Below are 20,266 nucleotides of genomic sequence, written 5' to 3' on the forward strand. Positions count from 1 at the left end.
TTTAAATACATACTGAGCACAATTTGGTGATAATCAATCACCTACCAAACTACTGAGATGAAGATGCAAAAACATTTCACAACAATGATGATGCGAAACCTGGACACTGTTTTCCAGGTTGGCAGATAAGTTTGTGAATAAGCGTTAAACATCTAATCTAGTTCCAACACCAGTGTCCAGGAGCAAACACACTGGTTCCCCTCCTGAACCAAATCCCAACGCTCATTATTACTTAAATGAAGTCATTTTCGTGCTGAATTTAAGTTGAAGTTTCGGCTTTTTCTTGAAGCTTCAGATGTAAAGCGAGGTTTTTATGAGTACAAATCAACTTGATGTGCGCTTAGCGCATACCGAACTTCTATTTCTTTTCAAAACTTATATTCAGGCAAATATTCCAGCAATAGGACCGAAGTATGCAAATTACCCCAATGAAACAGGTGTTAACCCAGCCTTGGAATCAATTAAAGAAGTCCGCCAGAGACTTAGAGTAAATGAAAAACGATCTTTTGCCATACGTAGTGATTGCACTCTGGTAACAGGCGTTAAAAATGCTTATCAAGAATATAATTATCATGGCTTAAGAGATGTTCTTGATGAATCCGTACACCAGTATGTTAATTGGCAAGATCGTTACGGACACCCTTCTCTTGCCGGCGAAGATGGCAAACTACTCTATGCAGGATTTGTTTGTCAGCGTAAAAATTATCTGGAGATTTTTTTATCTTCAGGGCGTTTTAATCGCGTTGATCGGCAGAGTGAAGGAATTGAACCTCTAACAGAAGATCAGGTAACAGTGATTGAAACTTATCTGGTTTTACAATTCAACAAAGCCTACGGCACTCAACCAGTCATTGTTTATGATACCTTGCCTGGACAGCAAGATGATGAAGATTCAGCTCTCTTTTTTATGGACAAACCTTTCCCTCAAAATAAAAAATACCGCAAATACTCTCAATCCTCTATTTCTTCTGCAGTAGCGATTATTGAGATTGATGCAAAATACAGAAACGCTCAGCATTATATACAGAAAAATATTAGTCCGGTTAAACCTAAATATTCTTATTCAAATGAAAATAACATTAATCCAGCTTATCAAGAAATTCATTGTGTTGAGGCCGCTTTACAACCTTTTGAAAAACGGATTTGGGTGCTAAGAAGTGATTTTATTTTAGCAACAGGAGTAAAAAATGCTTATCAAAAAGAATTTGGCTATACCGGATTAGCTGACACGTTTTCAAAAGCACTCCACCGCTTTTTAGATTGGGATGATCGATACGGACATCCTTCTCTGACTTTAGCCACTGATACTTATGATGGAGGAGTGTTTTATGCGGGATATATCTGTCAAAGAAAGGGTTACTTACAAGTGTATTTAGCGTCAGGGCGTTACGATCGCACCGATTTAACAACAGAGCAAACGGCCGTTCTTGAAGCTTACATTGCAGCTCAATTTCAAGTGGCTTATGGCAACCAAGAAATTGTTTTTGATTATGCAAATCCGGACGATAGTTTTTACCACACAACCTTCTTCAGTCATGGCATCTTTCCAAAAACCAATCCTCAACGCCGCTATACACAAACGCTAATTAGGGATATTTTGAATGGAATCAATAGTGATAGCGATCACCTAAAAAACATTTCAACCTCTGAGAAGGAAGAAGATATGGCGACCAACACAGGAATTTATAATCCTTCTTAGATCGCTTTTTCATTATCCAGCCTTGATGAAATTAGTCTCATTAAGGCTGGTGAAAAATCACTGAGACGGTTTCTTATTCCTTGGGAGAATCAGTGCGTCATCTCCTGACAAAGGAGTAGAGATTTATAATTCCTTTCTAAAATAGTACTTCGCCATAGGCCCTTCATTAAGGTAGCCCAGTTTTTTATAAAAATCATGGGAACCATCTTTAGCTCTTCTTTGACCGGAGGTCAGATCAATAATGCAAGGGCAGAAAGCCCTGGCATAGTCTTCCAGGAAATGCATTAATTTTTTACCGATACCTTGCCCTCGATACTGATTATCAACGACAAGTCCTTCGACATGAATACGAACTTTAGATGAAACAAAAATCATCGTTGTTGACCAGGCAATACAGGCAATAATTTTTTTATCCCGCTCTGCAACAGCAATCCCGTAACCATCTTGCTCAGAAAATAAAGCAATCCGGTTCTCGATTTCCTCCAAACTTTGGGGATAACCTAGCTGTTTCAGTAAAGGGAGCAAAGCTGTTGCGTCCTGTCTAGCTGCACTCCTGATAATTGTCATTTTTACGCTACCTGGTCTAAAAATATTTAATAAAAAAGGTTTTAGTCAATTTAGGATTGGTTTTATTTTCTCGTACAAACTCAACTTCATAGCCACATTTTTTATAGAAAGCAGGTGCTTGAAAAGCATTGGTCACCAAATTAATGTTGTTATAGCCTTTCCCTCTAAAATGGTCTTCCAGTGCAGTTAACAATAACCGCCCATAGCCTTGGCCGCGGATAGATTTGTCTATCCAGAGATCATCAACATAGATCTCCGCATAGACTGTAAACGCGTTAAGAACCCCAAAGGCAATCTCTTGCTCGTCTAACAATAGAAAATAGAAACGCTTGTAATTGATTTCAATCCCATGCTCTTCCTCATACTCAATAAATCCTTGCTCCATTCTTTTTTCTACGTCTTCACTTAAGGTTTCAGTTAATTTAATTTGCAAGTTTTTCATGGTCTAAGCGCTGGAGAATGACTTAATTAGAAAAATCTTACCATTATTTATTGTCAGGAATGAGAATTTTATTACCAATCAACAAAATACACTTGATCGCCCTGTTTTGATTTGGGATTATCGACGAGTTACCCATTAAAAGGATTTAACGTTCCACTCTAAATTTCAGTATGATTTACTTTTAGCAGGCCTGCTGCTTTTGGCATTAACACCACGTCTTGCTAAAAAACATTTATCCGTCTTTCAATGACCTTATGATAAGATCTAAGAAGGCAAACTTGCACATCGCCTCTCACATTCATTAGAGTTATACTATTCATTAAGCCATTGCCCCAAGTACTATTTCCAGGAGCATTTAAGTTTAATGATCAAGATAAAGGTACCGGGTAATAAATAGATACTTCTGAACGACACCAAGCTCAAGTAATAGCGTTTGAGGGAAAATAATGAATCAAAAAGTTTTTGTAAACCGTATCTTAAATATGAAAAAAATCAAGCTTATTGGTTTAGACATGGACCATACTCTGGTTCGTTACAATACAAAAAACTTTGAAGAGCTGGTTTTCAAACTTGTCATCGATAAGTTAATCGAGAAAAAACATTATCCCGAAATAATCAGGAGTGTTAAATTTAATTTTCACGACGCCATTCGCGGTCTGGTGATTGATAGTAAAAATGGTAATATATTAAAACTCAGCCGTTATGCAGCTATTCGTCATAGCCATCATGGTACCAGACCAATTAGCTTTGCTGAGCAGAAAAAAATTTATCGCAGTATTTATGTTGATTTAAATGATCCTAATTACATGGCAATTGACACGTCTTTTTCAATTGCTTTTTGTGTTTTATATGGCCAATTAATTGATCTGAAAGATACACATCCGCAGGAATTTCCAAGTTATTCTACGATCGCTATCGATGTATTGAATTGCGTAGACACAGTTCATTCTGATGGTAGCTTGAAGTCTTATATTAGCCAAAATCTTGATAAGTATGTTCTCAAGGAAAAAGAAGTTGTGGACGGACTTAAACGTCTTATTCGCCATGGAAAAAAAATATTTATCCTGACTAATTCAGAATATCATTACACCAATCTCTTGCTCGAACATACGATTGGTCCTTTCCTCAACAAAGGGGAAACCTGGCATGACCTATTTGAATACGTTATAACTTTAGCGAATAAACCACGTTTTTTTTACGATAATTTGCGATTTTTATTGATCAATCCCAGTGATGGCAAAATGACTAATCTCAATGGAAGGATTGTTCCCGGGATCTATCAGGGAGGTTGTGCCACCAAACTTACCGATGATCTGGAAGTCAATGGCGATGAAATTCTCTATATTGGCGATCATATTTATGGGGATATACTGCGATTGAAAAAAGATTGTAATTGGCGTACAGCGCTTGTAGTTGAGGAACTTGGAGAAGAAATAGATTCACATACCAAAGCCCTGCCAATAGAGAATAAGATCGTTGCTACTATGAATATAAAAAAGACCTTGGAACAACAATACATTGACCTTCACACTATAAGTATTGAAAGCGAATCAAAACAATACGATGAAGAATTGGCTGAATTGCAAAAGCAAATTACAGTTCTTGATGCAGAAATATCCAAATTATTACAAGAAGAGCAGGCTTTCTATAATCCTCAGTGGGGACGTGTCTTTCGTGCGGGAGCAGAAGAAAGTTATTTTGCTTACCAGGTAGATCGATTCGCTTGTATCTATATGGAAAAACTTGCTGATTTGCTTGCACAATCACCAATTACTTATTTCCGAGCAAATCGGCGTCCGCTCCCTCATGATTTAGATAACTGAATTTGACAGGTTAGTAAGTCTAAGGTGCTCACAAAATGCTATTAAGCAACATTGTCAACCAAAAATTAATTGTTGCCAATGCTTGCTAATTTTCTACTTGGATTTTATTCGCTGAGTCTTGCTGACCGCCCCATAACACCAGTTGATTGACTGCATTCTGTAATGCTTTTAAATGCACAGGCTTACGCAATACTTGATTCATCCCCGATTGCAAACAGCTATCCTGTACTTCATTCACTTCTTGCGCAGTTAAACCTACAATAGGTAACGGCTTTTTATGCATTTCTTTTTCCCATTCACGAATGCAAGGCGTTAGAGTCTTGCCCGAAATACCTGGCAAATCAACATCAGTAACGATTAGGTCAAAATCATTTGTCTTTATTAACTCCAAGGCATGCTCGCCATCAACCGCTGAATAATATTCATATCCCGCCTTTTCAACAACAGTTTCAATAAGACGCAGAGCATTCATATTATCTTCCACCAGGAGAATAAGTGGCACTGTCGCTTCTTTTTGATTTACTGCGACCACAGGAATTTCGGTTGTAGTAATACTTCGAGCTATATCATCCTCATCCCTTGCTACTTTCATAGTAAGAGTAAAATAAAAGGTTGAACCGTTGCCTAGCTCACTATTTAGGCTTATTTCCCCACCTAATAAACCCACATATTTTTGGGCGATATGTAAACCGACACCACAACCACTATGCGTTCCCTTATACGATGGATCGGCACGAAAGAAGCGATCAAAAATTCTGACTTGTAATTCATCAGGAATACCAATGCCGGTATCTATTATGCTAAATCGCAGTTGAACATAATCATTTTCATTGGCAAGCACTCGGACCTTAATAGTGATACTACCTTTATCAGTGAATTTTATGGCATTCCCTAAAAGGTTTAAGAAAACTCTATGCAGTTTTGTACCATCCGTAATTACGCGCTGTGGAACAGCTTCATCAATTTCAATATGCAACTGTATTTTTTTCATTTGCACGGTTGGCTGTACAAGCTGAGAAATATCCTGGATGTTTTTACGCAGATCAAAAGATTCATCCTGAACATCACTTTCGCTAATATTATCGACTGAAATGAGATCCAATACCCCTTTTAACAATTCAAGTAATTGCTCACCACTTTCGTTAATCCAACGAGCATACTGTTTTTGTTCGGGATCTTGAACTTGCTTCTCTAAAAGCTTCGACATACCCACAATACCACTTAAAGGCGTATGGATATCATGGCTCATATTAGCGATAAACTCCGTTTTAGCTTGGTTTGCAACTTCGGCATTTTCTTTTGCGCGGCGTAAAGCAACTTCCATTTTCTTGCGTTCAGTGATGTCCAGAGAAATCCCTAGCACACCAATAATTTCATTATTCTTATTACGTAAAGGGACTTTTTGTGAAATATAAATAGCCATTCCATTCGCCATTACAGCGTATTCTTCTGCGGTATGTGGTATTCCCGTTTCCATTACCAAATTGTTGACTTTGTTTAACTCTTCAGCTTGATCTTTCCATGGCATATCGAAATTAGTTTTACCAACAATATCTTTTCTTGACGACAATTGAGCATTCTTAGCTTGTAAATCATTGCACCCCAAAAAAATATTATTTCTATCTAGCCAATAAACATGCCCAGGCATTAGAGCAATGATACCTTCATAATAATCATGAATGCTTTGCAATTCATTTTTAAATTTTTGCTTTTCTTCTTCCATACGGGCAGTCAAACGATAAATTTCGTCATTCTTTTCATCAATAATCTTTTGCAACTCATTTATTTTTTCGAAATCCATCTTCCACCTTCGATAATCATAATATTCAGAAGACCACACCATCATAAGTTAACGATTATTCTCACAAAATTCCACGAAATAAAGAGGATACTTTGCACATTATCAATATCAACCCTCTTCACTATGAAAATCTACTCTTCTCTCTAGATAGTAGCAGAGATTATAACTTAATTATGAGGCACGAAGTGAGTTATTTTCATCATTTTTTATCATAATGATCTATTTTTGTGCTACAATTAGGTCCAAAACATGAGGATAATATTAAAATACTTAATATTAGCCTAATAATCGTCAAGTATAATTAGCCAAATTTTTTAACCAGTAGAGAACACCACATTGGTTGGTGGATGTATAAAACTCTAAGGACCGTAAATGCCAAAAAAGCTTGTCAAGGGTTCCAAAGACGGTAAAGTTACCCAAACCAGTTTTGTCGGAAACTCAAAAAGCCTCTTCTCCTCATTAAAAACCACTAAAGACTTAGTTCTTCTCAGTATTGCTGGAAACGAACTCTGTGCTGGTGAATACCTGCAAGGCATTGTTAAGCAAGCAGTTGTGAATCATGAAGGCAATCTGAACCCAGGGGAGCAAAGAGGTAAAACAACTTTTTTAATTGCAGATGAAATTTATTGGCACAATTTAAAAAAATTAAATCCGTCAGATAATGATGTTGCAGATCTTAAAGCCCAAGCCATGCAATTAGGAGATAGCTATTTTACCGATAATATAGCCGCTTTTTTAGCACCATTGGGTTTAACCCCTGAAGAATTTAATAATGCGCATGGGGGAAAAACAGTTACCGAAAAAATCGCTATTATTAACCAATTAGCTGCGGAACAAGGCAAAAATTTTGAAATAGTCCGCTGGCAAACTTGGGTTAGCCAAGACAGCACAAAGCAAATAGAAAAAATGATACCTCTTTATGAATCTGTAGAGGGGCTAAGCGATAGTATTTCTTTGGCTGTAAATGACTTTGCCAAACGCCATAGTGACGACAATAATCCTGGAAGCAAGGAGCTGTGGAAACACCGCTCTAGAGACTACCTCACTGAAGAATGCCCTTCTGTAATGTGGTTAGCGGCTTCTTTAGGGTATAACTTTGTTATTTACCCGGGTGAAATGATACCTCCTTTTGGAACAACAAAGGATTTCTTCGTTGTCGGAGAACATAAAGCAAGAATAGAGAATGGAGAGAATATTAAAGAAGCCTGCGCTCATTCTGAGTTTTGTGTCCATGTTAAAGATCCCAGGCGTTTAGTTAATTGGCTGGAGGTTCATTTCCAAAAAAGTCCTCTTACACCACCAAAAAAACCTGAAACGGTTGAATCTGAGCCAACGGTTCCAGTTCCTCCTAAACAAACTTCCAGTACAGTTTTACGTGGTTCTAATACCTTTTTCGCCCCCAATCCAGGTAATGCCCTGACTTCAAACGATAATAACACACCACTCCAAGACGAGTTTGTTTTGGAGAGAACCTCTACTGAAGGCGAATCTACTGGTGATAAAGGCGTATCGAATGAGCAGAGAGTATTGATGGAGTCGTTGATTACAGGAATTAATCAAGCGCTAGGACAGGAGGAGCCTCAAATCCCCTCCAAACAACGAAAATCGAAAAAGCATGAGCAAGAAAATCTAACTGATATGTTTCGTGGCATTGCGTTAGGTATTATGGAGACACCCACAATCAGTGTTCCAACAAAGCTAGAAATACTGACAAAACTTGTTGACGACTTCACTAGTAAACATCTACCACAAGTTCAGCTCTCTCTACAAAAAAAGTCCCCTGAATCTTGTCCAGCGTCAGATCCAGAGACGAGTAATAGAACAAGGCGAGTACTCTAACTGCTTCTTCAGAAAAATTTGGCATCAAGGTTATTATCTTACTGAATCATACCCACCTTTGATGCCTGTTTTCGAAAAAACGATTTGCCATAACTGCATCACACGCGAATTAAAACCACCCGCACAACACAATAAATAGTAATTCCACATCCGAAAAAACGTTTCGTCATAATTAGCTTTTAGTATCTGCCAGTGTTGATTAAAATTATTGTGCCAAGCCATCAATGTTTTATAGTAATCAACACCAAAATTATGCCAATCTTCCATTATAAATAATTTCTCTGTTGCCTTCCCAATTTGCATAACCGAAGGCAACATGCCATTAGGAAAAATGTACTTTGCAATCCAGGGCATTACCTGAGTCGTCGTTTCATTACCTCCTATAGTATGCAACAAGAATAACCCTTCATCGACTAAACAATGATGTACTATTTGCATATAATGGCGGTAATTCATGTATCCAACATGCTCAAACATACCAAGCGAAACGATACGATCGAATTTTTCATCCACATCACGATAATCCTGGAAACGTATTTCTACGGGCAGATTTTTGCAGCGCTCCTTGGCCAACTCATATTGTTGCTTAGAAATGGTTATGCCAACCACCTGCACATCATATTTTTCCGCTGCATATTTAGCCAAAGCCCCCCAACCACAGCCAATATCAAGTAAACGCATACCTGGTTTAAGTAATAACTTCCTGCAAGACAAATCTAATTTGGCCAATTGCGCTTGTTCTAAGGTTTGCGCATTCTTCCAATAACCACAGGTATAATTCATATTACTGTCTAACATGGCTTTAAATAAGTCGTTACCAAGATCATAATGTTTTCTTCCAACCTGTAAGGAGCGCCTTTTGTTTTGAAAGTTGAAAATCCTCGATAGTAGTAATTTAAATGCAAAGCGGAAGTTAACTCTTAGTTTATTTTCAATATTTGCCTCAACAATGCGAGTAATTAACATATCAATACGGGGGCAATCCCACCAACCTTCCATATAAGCTTCACCTAAACCCAAATCTGCATCATGCAAGACACGGGCATAAAACTGCTCATTATGAATTTGTGGATCCCAAAGTGCGTGGCCATTAATAGTAATGCCTGCTACCTGGAGAAGATCAGTAATCATTGCCCTAGCCAAATTTGTCTTCATGAAAATGATCCATTCAGTCCATTTATTTGGATTAATTAATCAAGAATTAAGCCAATTTAACTCAAATAAACTGCTTGGAAAGCATTTTCAGCGACTATTAAAATCGTAATTAAAACAACGGATTTTATGGCGGGTATAAAGAATTAGGAAGGCTATAAAGAAAGAGTAGTACCCTTGTCGCAGTTCGTCATTAAAAAGTGGATTCCTCTTGAGATGTTTTAGGCTTCTTAATACAGGTTAAGCTTGCACACCACATCTACAATCTGGCCTCCATAATTTGTCTTATTAGCCGGACAAGAAATACTACATCTTAGTTTTAAAGATAACTCAGTCATTCTGTAATTGCAAATGAGGAATTGTTAAATTATAGAAAACAATATCAATCGGTTCTCTCTTCGAATAATTGTATCATGATGAAATCATTGAAAAAAAAGTACTATTTCCTGTCAAAGATCCACTGCCTGAAGGGGTTCATTAAAAAGAGCCAGAACAACCTCCTAGCGAGGTGAGAGAAAAGATCAAGCACCTTGCTGCGGTTGTTGCTGCTCATTAATCGCTTATTTATGGAGCATCAGTTATAGAAATACTTCCAGTTACCCCCTGTGCCTGTATGGTTGGTACATACATGGATTCAGCAAAAACTGGAGGCACTTTATATGTGCCTATATTGGTCGCTTTGATGCGATAAACAAGCTCTTTAGCATTTTGATCGACATTCATAAAGAAAACTACTCGATCTTCTCGTATGTCTGCATAGTCAACATTATCGGTACTAACAGAATCGCGTATTACCTCAAAACCTCCTGGTAGCAGATCAACAACAGCCACATGACTCAAGTAACTATCATTTAAGGCTCTCAATTGAATATGAACTTCAATATCGCTACCTAATGTGGCACTGGTGATCACCTTTCCTTCTAAATCGCGGTACTCACGATAAATCTCCAAGCCCTGCTTGATGGGTTCAGTTGACAATTTTTTATCAAAACCTGCCTGGGTAAGCTGATAAAAATAAATTTGCTTACCAGGGCTATTAAAGGTAATTTGCTTCACATTTTCATCAATACTGACCTTTTGATAAGTCTTATCAAGAGTAGTCAACGTTTTTTGCTGGTTATCGTTAAAAATCTCGTTAATTGAGAAAGTAGCATGATTACTTGTTTGATTAGCTTGCCCATAGGCACTCAATGCCAAACTTGTATAACCTGACAGGAGAGTATTGATTTCATCGCTATTCATTGCCGTTACCAGCGGTTCTATCAACTTATTACCTAGACTCATTAGACGCTCAGGGAAATGACGGGCCACCAAGTACAAATATTGTGCATTGGCACTGTTTTGGTCATAAAAATCCGTCGCCTCCGCTCTATTTTCTTGCGCTTTGTAACCTGTAATCAATCGCTCAGCTTCAGAAGCACTTTTCAATAATTGATAAGTCGCTGCCATATAAGCACTGCTAATATCTTGTCGCCATACCTCTTTATGATTTTGTTCCAAATAAATTTGCAGGTTAGTTAAATAATTAGTGGTAACAATTTCATTACGCGTCAAAATATAAATAGCGTAGGCCTGAATGCGTGCTACATCAAGACTGGTAGCATTTTGCGCAGCCAAATCTTTAAGGTAGGCAATCCCTGCACTAAACATTTCATTAGGGATACTATACCCTTGTGCTCTGGCCTCTGTGAGAAAATGCATCGCATAGACGGTTGAGAAACTATTACTATTATTCTCACCCAAGCCCGGCCAATAACTAAACGCTCCACTCGACATTTGCCGTTGTCCCAGCATTTGCACAGTGGTTAAAATTTTCTCCGTAATTGCTCGGGTATCATTGGCAAACCAGGATTGACCGGCCATCGCCAACAAAGGCATCGCTTTACTGGTTAATTGTTCCGTACACCCATAAGGGAAATCCTCTAAGTAACGTTGTAAACCAAACACTAGAATTAAAGGACTGCTGGAAATAGCTGCCTCTACTTTACGGTATTCGGGATAAAGAGAACGCTCCAGAACAAAAGATTTACTTGCACTCTGAGAACTACCGCTGATTAAGGAAGTAGTAAAATTACTTGCAGGCCGTACACTGAGGGTAGCATCCATGCTACTAAATTTATCCCCAGTATTAGCGACTAGAGTCATTTTGGCAGAACCCAAAGAGGGTTTTGCCCGCAGTTTAAACCGAACGGTTTTCTCTTGCCCTTCACTAATTTCTACAGATTCAGTGGCGGAACCTAATATTTCTAATTCCGGTGTAGTCTTTAGTTGAACAGTCACATCAGCATTAGCGCCAGAATTTTTCGCATTATTAGCAACACTGGCTGTGATTTCGAACTCATCACCAGGCGCCACGAAAGTAGGTGTGTTTGGATTGATGACAAAATTACCGCGAACCTCTGATTTCTTTTCAGCTGCACCGACAGAATCATTGGCAACAGCAACAGCCATTACTCTCAAGGTGCCATTGAAATAATCAGGGATCTGATAAACCAACTGCCGTGGCGTTGAGTCGGTATCAACAATCCCTGACCAATAAGCAACCGGCAGATCCGTTTTACGTTTGAAAGGATTCAGGTTGGAGGCCAGGAGCTCTTCTCCACCGTCACCTCCAACTGCAGAAAGCTCTCGTTCCATAATAAACTTCGGTAAAATCTGATCAACCGTTTGTTGAGTAACTACTTCCAGAGCTCGCTTTTGGAAAAAGAAAGCAAGTGGATCAGGTGTTTGATATCTGCCTACTTGTAAAATACCTTCATCAACAGCAAACAGGATAATTTTACCGGGTTTATCACTTTTATATTCTATTGGGAACGGCTCACCTGGACGTGCCAATGCTGGTGTATTTAGATCAATATGAACGGCATGCTTCTCATGATCCACCTTAAATGGAATGACACTGTAGCTAAGAGGGCTAATGAAAATATCCGGTGAATTCCAATCACGAACAAAAGCAACATTCACATAGCCGTTACCTTGAAAATCACTGGGGATATGAATTTTCTGTACGGAACTGGTCGTGTCAGCTTTAAACCATTGGACTGCATAAACCTTATCTCTCTCTATAGTGATTAGGCCAGCACCGGTATAGGGTGCTGTAATTTGCAACTCAATATCTTCATCCGCCTTATATTCTTCTTTATTTAATTTAACACTAAGCTCGGCATTTTTAGCTAAAGGTAACTGACTAGCGCCTACAACACTAAATTTTAAACGACTCAATTCTGTATTGTTTTTATCGAGTATATTGATAGCAAAATCGCCGATCTGGTCGGTAGATAAAACATAATGACTACCCTGCTCATCAACAGTAAATGGCTTGGTACTAAGCACCGTTGTTTGAATAATGGATTGGTATTGATAAGTTCCATCTGATTTTTTAACTAGAGTAGACACTGGATGTAAGGCAACCAGTTGTATTTTTAAATCCTTAACCGCTTGTTGGTTTAATTGCGGATTTACAGCAATGAAATTCACACTGCGTTGGCTATTCTGCTTGATGTAAGCCAAATCACCGTCTGGTTTATAACCAATAAAATAAGGAAGTGGGCTAACTAATGCCGTAGATTGGGTCGTGACACTACGACCACCTTCGGCCTCAAAACCTTCCGCAAAAAAAGTTAATTGATAAGTCGCCTTATCAAAACGCTCCAAATTCAAATCAAATTGTGCTTGACCTTTATCGTCTGTGGTTACCGTAGCTAAGTTATCAGTAAATACTTTCGGCGGCTTGTTTGGATCAAGAAGCGGATCAGCAAACACGTAGTCAGGGTATTTATCAAATTGAACACGCTGAGGAGTTAACAAAATTTTTGCAGCTATTTTTCTATCAACTGCAGGCGCACCATACAAATTCCATAAACCTACTTTTGCAATAAGTCCTGCCGGAGAAACCCAACCTTCTACAGGTTCTGGTGCTAGATGCGAATTGATACGCATGCGATCCGGTAAAAATTCAGCGACACGAACAGTTGTTGAGCCAAGCAGGCTGTCGGGATGATTGTCCTTAACGATATAAAGATTGATCAGGTATTGCCCTGTTGGCGAAGTTGCATTCGTTTGAAAATCCAAACTTAAATACCCACTCGCATCCAACGTCAATTTTTGATCCTGGATTGTAGTTCCACGCGGATCAATGACTGTCGCCTGAAGAGGCAAACCAGCAGGCTGCGGTTGGGCATAAATTTGTTTTACGATCATCCCTAAATGGACTTTATCACCAGGACGATAGATGCCACGATCTGAAAATAAATAAGCACTCAAACTATGTAATTCTTGATTATTGTTATAGACACCACCAATATCATAGCGTGAATAATTTAATTGGCGATTGTAGTTAGAGTATGGAATAAAAGAAACATCGCTACCAAAACTGGCAAGATAAACAGTAGGTTCCCGGTCTTCAATAAAATCCTTCAATCCTGGAAAATTGACTCGGCCTTGGACATCCGATGTACGCGTCAAAATAGGAAGACCATTTTTACCTAAAACAGTGACATTGGCATTAGCAACAGGCACGCCTTGGGTAATCGATTGTACAAATACATCATGACTACCATCGTTGTTATCTTTGACCACCAACCCCAAATCAGTGATTAAAACCAATCGACTTGTTTTGACATCCAAAGGCTGTTGTTGTTCAATATCCCAGCCTGTAGCCTGCAACAGGAATAATCCCTGTGGCCCGCCGGTATTCATTTCCGTGGAAAGATACTTGGTTAAATCCAAAGCGGTATATTGCTGTTTCGTTAAATCAGTCGAATCAAATTGCCTTATTTCAGAGAAAATTTCACTAATATTTTGTTGAGTAAAGCTTTGGTTAATAAAGTAAGGGTTATTAAAATCACCCTGCGTTTGTGTCACCAATTGATTGACATTATCCGGCAGCACCCGCGCGATAGAAAACTTAACGGCGGGTAAACCACGAATAGTAACTGACAATTTTTTCTCACCACCTAAAGCGAGCAAAGCTCCTTTATGAAGAAAACTAATTTCTTTTGGATACTCAGGTACTTTAATAATCGCAGCATAATCATTCGTTAAAACAAAATCACCGAAAGCACGAACACCTTTATCCAATTTAAGATAAATATAGCGTGGAGTTTGAGCATTAAATCTGTAACTATGCAAGGTCGCATACTTCCTGTCTGCAGGAAGAGGCTGCATAGGCAATGCAGTTGAAAGCGCCAAAATATTTGCCGTCACTTCTCCTGGATTTTGCCATTCATAATTTTTCTTTTCTTCTTCTGCCGCTGTAGCTGGGTAGTTTTCTGGTAATAAATAAACATGTAAAGATTTATTAATTTCAGCGTCAGTAACCCCTAAGGTTGTCTCTACAGTTAACATTTGTTCTGGTCTATCCTGTTCATTACGAATGATGGACGCAGACGCCGTACTAACTTTGAAATAATCACCGCTATCCGGAATTAAAAGATTTTGGGAAACAATCTCACTTGTTTCAGAGGAATCAGTTGCGGATTTTACGCCTTTATCAATAGTTAAGAGTAGATAACGGGATACTTCTGGCAGCGATAAGGTTTCAGAATGCAAATAAGCGGTACGCTTAAATTTGTCATAGGTCACTGTAAATTTATATTTTTGCGCCCCTAAATCCAATCGCTCCTTTTTCAAGGCTTCAAGCATAAGAGAAATTTTACGCTCAAGACTATCCGGATCAACGGGGAAATTGAAATTAATCGTGGCAATTGCTTGTCGAATTTTAGCATCAACAGGATCTTGATAAAACTTAAATTCAGTAATCGTGGCCTGGAAAGGCTCGGTAGAAAAAGAATAGTCAAAACGTTCCATTTTTGCTGCCGTCGCAAAAGCATGTTTGGCAAAATGAATATCGTAGCTTTGTCCTGCCGGCCAATCGCGATCCGGTGTAAATACCAAACGGCTATCATTCTCCCATCGCCATTTCCCTGGCATCGCAGGTGATAACTCAATGCCCTCTGGAACTTCTTTACCAATTAATTGAAGTGGTGCCACTGATTGTGTAACAAAATTATCCGGCCCTTCTTTGAAACCAAAATCAATAGTTAAGTTATCTGGAACAAGCGTTTCTTCCTCAGTCAAGGGTGTAATTTTAGGTGCCGTAATTGAGGCAGTTACTAGCTGAGGTTTTGGTTGATTTTTGTACCAATAATAACCATAACCCAAACCAAAGAGTACAATGAAAGCGGCACTCACAATCCCCCAAAAAGGTTTTGGGCTTGCAATAGCTTTACGCCGCAGGAAAGCGAGCCAGGGAGGACTACTCCAGTTGAATTTACCGAGTATAAGAGCAAAAAAAGAACCGATAGCGGCACCCAACTTAGTAAACGGTTTTTTGTTCATATATAATCCAACTTGACAGGAAGGTATATTATGCCACAGGGTGGCTAACTATATTAGATAGCTGTCCAGCTTTTTAACGACATTTCATCACAATTTGATGTAATTAACATGCAAATTACACCTATACCCCTCTTCATGCTGTATAGTAGTACTCACTATGAAGAAGTTTTGTAAAATCTCTAGCATAATACTAGTTTTTGTTTTTGTCAGTGGATGGACAATACTATTTTTTTCACCTAAACCCGCTTTATTAAGCGGGATCAGCTTTTCCACCGCCGTGTATGATGAACAACAGCATTTACTGCGCCTGACTCTCAGTCGTGACGATAAATACCGCTTGTTCACTCCTTTAGATAAAATCTCCAAACAACTCGTTGCCGCCACCTTATTACAAGAAGATCAATATTACCGCTGGCATTATGGGATTAACCCTTTTGCGACGCTTAAGGCGGGTTGGCAAACCTATGTCATCAAATCGCGCCGAATTGGTGCCTCAACCATTACAATGCAAGTCGCTCGCCTTCGCTTTGGCATTAATTCAAAAAAATTCTCAGGAAAACTTTGGCAAATTATCCGCGCGCTACAACTGGAAAGGCATTACAGCAAAGACGAAATTTTGGAAGCCTATTTAAACCTTGCGCCATATGGCGGGAACGTTGAAGGAGTTGGGGCTGCAAGCTTAATTTATTTTGCTAAACCAGTTAAGAATCTTAGCCTACCAGAGGCATTAACTTTAAGTATTATTCCACAAAACCCGACACAACGAACCTCTCAAAATAAAAATCTTAAGCAAATTCGCAATAAGCTTTTTAGCCGTTGGCTCACTCAACATCCGGAGGATGAGAATAAAAAATCGGCTATTGATTTGCCGCTGGCAATACAGAATGTTCATTCTTTACCGTTTGCTGCTCCTCATTTAGTTAATACAATATTGAATACAACTCCCCCTCAACAACAAGAGATAACAACTACCTTAGATATACGCTTACAAGCTATTTTGGAGCGTATTACCCGTAATTATTTAGCACGGAAAAAAGGAATCGGTGCTTTTAATGCAGCTATTTTATTAGTTGATAGCCGTGATATGAGTGTCAAGGGATTGGTAGGCTCTGCCAATTTTTTTAATAAAGCGATTAGTGGACAAATTAATGGCACAGAAACCAGGCGGTCGCCTGGCTCTACTTTAAAACCTTTCATTTATGGTTTAGCACTTGATCAAGGCTTAATTCACCCTAATACCGTACTAAAAGATGTACCTCACAGTTTCAGCGGCTATAACCCGGAGAATTTTGATTATGATTTTATGGGGCCCATCAAAGCAAAGGATGCTTTAATCCTAAGCCGTAATATCCCAGCCATTTATCTTGCCAGCCAGTTGAGTAATCCTACTCTACATGAGCTACTAGAAAAAGCGCAGGTCGCTAATTTGAAGTCAGAATCCTACTATGGCCTGGCTTTAAGTCTTGGTGGTGCTGAACTAACCATGCGAGAACTCACCGGCTTATATGCCATGTTAGTTAATGATGGACTGTGGCATCCTTTGCGGATGCGAAAAGATGAACCCATACCTCCTGGTAAACGCTTACTCAGTCCCGAGGCAAGTTTCCTGGTATTAGATATGTTGAAAGATACTCCCAGACCTGAAGCTGCTTATACACCAACTAATCATAAAACAGCAGTGGCATGGAAAACAGGAACCTCTTCAGGCTATCGAGATGCCTGGTCAGTAGGGATCTTTGGCCCCTATGTTTTAACAGTATGGATTGGCAATTTTGATAATAAAAGCAATCCTGCTTTTGTTGGAAAGAATATAGCAGCGCCTTTATTTTTTGAACTCATTGATGCAATTAGGCATGAAAGAGGTCCTATACCAATTGTAGAAAAACGTCCAGAAAGTATGCATCTAACGCAAGTTGAGGTTTGTAAAGCCTCCGGAATGTTACCTACCCGTTATTGTTACGATACAGAAATGACTTGGTTTATCCCAGGAAAATCTCCCATTAAATCCGATACGATTTATCGTGAGATTGCTATCGATAAAAATACTGGCTTGCGTACTTGTCATTTCGATGACAATACTCGCTTCGAAATCTATGAGTTCTGGCCCTCGGATTTACTTAGAATATTTAAACAAGCCGGCATTCAGCGTCGTACTCCCCCCTTTTTTGATCCCAGTTGTTCACCACAAGGGCATCCAGGTTTAAGTCCACAGATTACCTCACCCCAAACAGGTTTAAGTTATATCCTGCGCACTAATGCATCCGAGAAAGCCCAGATCCCGTTTATTGCGGTCACTGATGCCGGTATAGAAACACTGTATTGGTTTATTAATGAAACCTATTTGGCAAAAACCCGCGCCGACCAGCCTTTCTTATGGCAAGCCAAAGCAGGGAAATTTGTGGTCCGTGTAGTTGATGATCATGGCTTGTCAGATGCACGCGATATTGAAATTCAAATAAGCAATTAATGAGTTCAATATAAAAAAAGGATCCCGTATTTTAAAGTGAAAATAAATCCTCTCCAAAGAGATTTTGTTGTACATAAGAAGCTGTATCACTCACGGGATAAAACTGCACTCCTAATCCCAACAACCTGATCGCTTGATTCCTGTTAGCATGAATTTTGTGAAACAAATCGTTATACCGTTTTAAAACCAGTTGTTCGCTTTTTATTTCGGCTGTTACCTGCTTGAAATCACTAAATTTTATTTTAATGAATTGCGTCTTAATTAACCGATTGGGCGCGGATGTTTGAAGTCTTCTTGCAAGACTCAAATACAAGTGATGAATTATTTCAATACAATGCCTATAACTGTTAGTATCTTGTTCAAGCGTTGTTTCGACACTCAATGACTTCCTTATTCTATTAGGCTCAACCGGCCGATTATCAATACCTCGGGATTGGTTATACAGATGAACGCCAAATTTACCGAATTGTTGGGTTAGGAACGACAAAGGCAAGTTTTGTGCATCAGCACAGGTAATAATGCCTAGCCTGTGCAGCTTTTGAGCTGTAATCTTACCGACCCCAAACAATTTGTTAATTGGTAATGGCTGAATAAAAGCCTCTACTTGTTCTGGGGCAATAACAAACAAACCATTTGGCTTATGCCAGGCACTCGCTATTTTCGCCAAAAATTTATTAGGTGCTACGCCTGCCGAAGCAGTAATTTTTTCCAACTCTAAGATTTTTCTTCGAATTGCCTGTGCTATCCAGGTCGCGCTACCTTGATAATTAACAGAATCAGTCACATCAAGATATGCTTCATCAAGTGATAAAGGCTCGACTAAATCAGTAAACTCATGAAAGATGCGATTGATCTTCCTGGAAACCTGAACATATTTAGGCATGTTAACTGGTAAAACGATAAGATCTGGGCAATGGCGCAAAGCGATAGAAGTCGCCATAGCCGAATGAACACCATATTGGCGTGCAATGTAATTACAGGTACAAAGAACACCGCGCTTTCCAGCTGCCCCACCCACAGCCACTGGTTTACCGGCCAAGTCCGGGTTATCACGAATTTCTATAGCTGCATAAAAACAATCCATATCAACATGGATAATTTTTCTTGCTTTATGATTCTGCAGCGTTTTTATTGACATAGCAAAACCGCAAATTGTTAGGAAATCAAATGACTACTGACACGAGGTCAACCAGGACTGAGTATAGCATTTATCGGTAAGACTCATTCACGCTCTTCTGAAAAATGAGATAAAATGTTATTGTTGCCCTATATCAAAAATGCAAAGGATTGTCATGGATTTCAGCGATAAAAAAGTAATCGTTACAGGTGCAAATCGCAGTATAGGGAAAAGAATAGCATTGGCTTTTGCAGAGGAAGGTGCGGATATTGTCATCAGTTATCACAATGATAACGCAGGCGCCAAAGAAACGGTTGAAGCAATTAAAGCCACCGGCCGTAATGCATTGGCACTTTATGCCGACTTTTCTAAAATGGACAATATTCCCTCTTTCGCTGAACAGGCTCTCATGCATTTAGGGCATGTTGATATTTTAATTAATAACGCAGGCATGCTATGCCGTGAAACCTTGTTTGAGCTGCCTCCAGAAAAAATGCAAGCAGTTTTCCAGGTTAACACCATTTCCCCCCTCTACTTATCACAGTTGTGTGCAAAAGATATGGTCGATAAAAACACTAAAGGCTGTATTTTGAATATTTCCTCTATTAGCGCCAATGTAACTATGCCCAAAGGCATTGGCTATGGTTCGTCTAAAGCAGCCATGAACAAATGGACCAAACATGCAGCATTGAATCTGGCAGAACATGGAATTCGGGTTAATGCCATAGCTCCAGGGGTCATCGAGGCCGGTATGAATGAGGATACTGCGACAACTAATCCGGCTTTATGGGATTATTTCCTCAGAAATATCCCACTAAAAAGACCTGGCACACCAGATGATGTAGCCAATATGGCTTTATTTCTTGCCTCAGAAAAAGCGGCGTGGATAACCGGGAAAATATTTGAAGTTGATGGGGGGCATGTTTTGTAGTGCAAAATAAAATCTTTAGGCACATAATGACTTGAATTATTTCATTTGACACCAAATTTTTCTTATTCAGCGCATCGCTTTTTGCAATT

General features: G+C 39.1%; 11 protein-coding genes and 1 other RNA gene. 5 read left to right on the forward strand and 7 right to left on the reverse strand.

Features of this window, described 5'->3' with window-relative positions; genetic code table 11:
* Positions 1-313: 313 nt before the first annotated feature.
* Positions 314-1,699 carry a hypothetical protein gene (locus DYC89_RS08940; protein ID WP_181879362.1) on the forward strand — a complete coding sequence of 462 codons (1,386 nt, stop codon included), beginning with the start codon at positions 314-316 and terminating at the stop codon, positions 1,697-1,699.
* Between the two features lie 123 nt (positions 1,700-1,822).
* Here the strand turns inward: DYC89_RS08940 and DYC89_RS08945 are convergent, their stop codons facing one another.
* Together DYC89_RS08945 and DYC89_RS08950 are read right to left on the reverse strand one after the other, a co-directional pair.
* Complete coding sequence (locus tag DYC89_RS08945) at positions 1,823-2,266, reverse strand: GNAT family N-acetyltransferase (protein ID WP_115221472.1); 444 nt, start codon at positions 2,264-2,266, stop codon at positions 1,823-1,825.
* Between the two features lie 16 nt (positions 2,267-2,282).
* Positions 2,283-2,708 carry a GNAT family N-acetyltransferase gene (locus DYC89_RS08950; protein ID WP_115221473.1) on the reverse strand — a complete coding sequence of 142 codons (426 nt, stop codon included), beginning with the start codon at positions 2,706-2,708 and terminating at the stop codon, positions 2,283-2,285.
* Between the two features lie 446 nt (positions 2,709-3,154).
* Here DYC89_RS08950 and DYC89_RS08955 point away from each other — a divergent pair, with 446 nt between their 5' ends.
* Positions 3,155-4,531, forward strand: a complete 1,377-nt coding sequence (locus tag DYC89_RS08955; protein ID WP_115221474.1) for an HAD-IG family 5'-nucleotidase — start codon at positions 3,155-3,157, stop codon at positions 4,529-4,531.
* 85 nt (positions 4,532-4,616) lie between these two features.
* On the opposite strand, the gene DYC89_RS08960 is transcribed toward DYC89_RS08955, so the two are convergent.
* Positions 4,617-6,254, reverse strand: a complete 1,638-nt coding sequence (locus DYC89_RS08960) for an ATP-binding protein (protein WP_245953969.1) — start codon at positions 6,252-6,254, stop codon at positions 4,617-4,619.
* A 450-nt stretch (positions 6,255-6,704) separates the two neighbouring features.
* Between DYC89_RS08960 and DYC89_RS08965 the strand changes: the two genes are divergently transcribed.
* The gene (locus DYC89_RS08965) at positions 6,705-8,171 is read left to right on the forward strand and encodes a hypothetical protein (protein WP_115221476.1); all 1,467 of its coding nucleotides are present in this window, start codon (positions 6,705-6,707) and stop codon (positions 8,169-8,171) included.
* Positions 8,172-8,204: 33 nt separating this feature from the next.
* Here the strand turns inward: DYC89_RS08965 and cfa are convergent, their stop codons facing one another.
* The 3 genes from cfa to DYC89_RS08975 form a co-directional block, all read right to left on the reverse strand.
* Entirely contained in the window at positions 8,205-9,332 is a 1,128-nt protein-coding gene (cfa, locus tag DYC89_RS08970; protein WP_220271791.1) for a cyclopropane fatty acyl phospholipid synthase, read from the reverse strand.
* Positions 9,333-9,511: 179 nt separating this feature from the next.
* Positions 9,512-9,615: non-coding RNA, 6S RNA (ssrS, locus tag DYC89_RS16950), on the reverse strand.
* A 272-nt stretch (positions 9,616-9,887) separates the two neighbouring features.
* Entirely contained in the window at positions 9,888-15,662 is a 5,775-nt protein-coding gene (locus DYC89_RS08975) for an alpha-2-macroglobulin (protein WP_115221478.1), read from the reverse strand.
* A gap of 157 nt (positions 15,663-15,819) precedes the next feature.
* Between DYC89_RS08975 and pbpC the strand changes: the two genes are divergently transcribed.
* Positions 15,820-18,129 (forward strand): penicillin-binding protein 1C, encoded by a 2,310-nt coding sequence (gene pbpC, locus DYC89_RS08980; protein ID WP_115221479.1) that lies wholly within the window; start codon positions 15,820-15,822, stop codon positions 18,127-18,129.
* Positions 18,130-18,160: 31 nt separating this feature from the next.
* Here pbpC and dinB read toward each other — a convergent pair whose 3' ends face one another.
* Positions 18,161-19,267 carry a DNA polymerase IV gene (dinB, locus tag DYC89_RS08985; protein ID WP_115221480.1) on the reverse strand — a complete coding sequence of 369 codons (1,107 nt, stop codon included), beginning with the start codon at positions 19,265-19,267 and terminating at the stop codon, positions 18,161-18,163.
* Between the two features lie 154 nt (positions 19,268-19,421).
* Here dinB and DYC89_RS08990 point away from each other — a divergent pair, with 154 nt between their 5' ends.
* The gene (locus DYC89_RS08990; RefSeq protein ID WP_115221481.1) at positions 19,422-20,177 is read left to right on the forward strand and encodes an SDR family NAD(P)-dependent oxidoreductase; all 756 of its coding nucleotides are present in this window, start codon (positions 19,422-19,424) and stop codon (positions 20,175-20,177) included.
* Positions 20,178-20,266: the final 89 nt, after the last annotated feature.

Source organism: Legionella donaldsonii (assembly GCF_900452385.1).
Classification (GTDB): domain Bacteria; phylum Pseudomonadota; class Gammaproteobacteria; order Legionellales; family Legionellaceae; genus Tatlockia; species Tatlockia donaldsonii.

Bases quoted from the DNA above. Each gene is read 5' to 3' on its own strand.
- dinB (WP_115221480.1), bottom strand. From the start codon at position 19,267: ATGTCAATAAAAACGCTGCAGAATCATAAAGCAAGAAAAATTATCCAT.
- DYC89_RS08945 (WP_115221472.1), bottom strand. From the start codon at position 2,266: ATGACAATTATCAGGAGTGCAGCTAGACAGGACGCAACAGCTTTGCTC.
- DYC89_RS08975 (WP_115221478.1), bottom strand. From the start codon at position 15,662: ATGAACAAAAAACCGTTTACTAAGTTGGGTGCCGCTATCGGTTCTTTT.
- DYC89_RS08960 (WP_245953969.1), bottom strand. From the start codon at position 6,254: ATGGAAGAAGAAAAGCAAAAATTTAAAAATGAATTGCAAAGCATTCAT.
- DYC89_RS08950 (WP_115221473.1), bottom strand. From the start codon at position 2,708: ATGAAAAACTTGCAAATTAAATTAACTGAAACCTTAAGTGAAGACGTA.
- DYC89_RS08940 (WP_181879362.1), top strand. From the start codon at position 314: ATGAGTACAAATCAACTTGATGTGCGCTTAGCGCATACCGAACTTCTA.
- DYC89_RS08990 (WP_115221481.1), top strand. From the start codon at position 19,422: ATGGATTTCAGCGATAAAAAAGTAATCGTTACAGGTGCAAATCGCAGT.
- pbpC (WP_115221479.1), top strand. From the start codon at position 15,820: ATGAAGAAGTTTTGTAAAATCTCTAGCATAATACTAGTTTTTGTTTTT.
- DYC89_RS08965 (WP_115221476.1), top strand. From the start codon at position 6,705: ATGCCAAAAAAGCTTGTCAAGGGTTCCAAAGACGGTAAAGTTACCCAA.
- DYC89_RS08955 (WP_115221474.1), top strand. From the start codon at position 3,155: ATGAATCAAAAAGTTTTTGTAAACCGTATCTTAAATATGAAAAAAATC.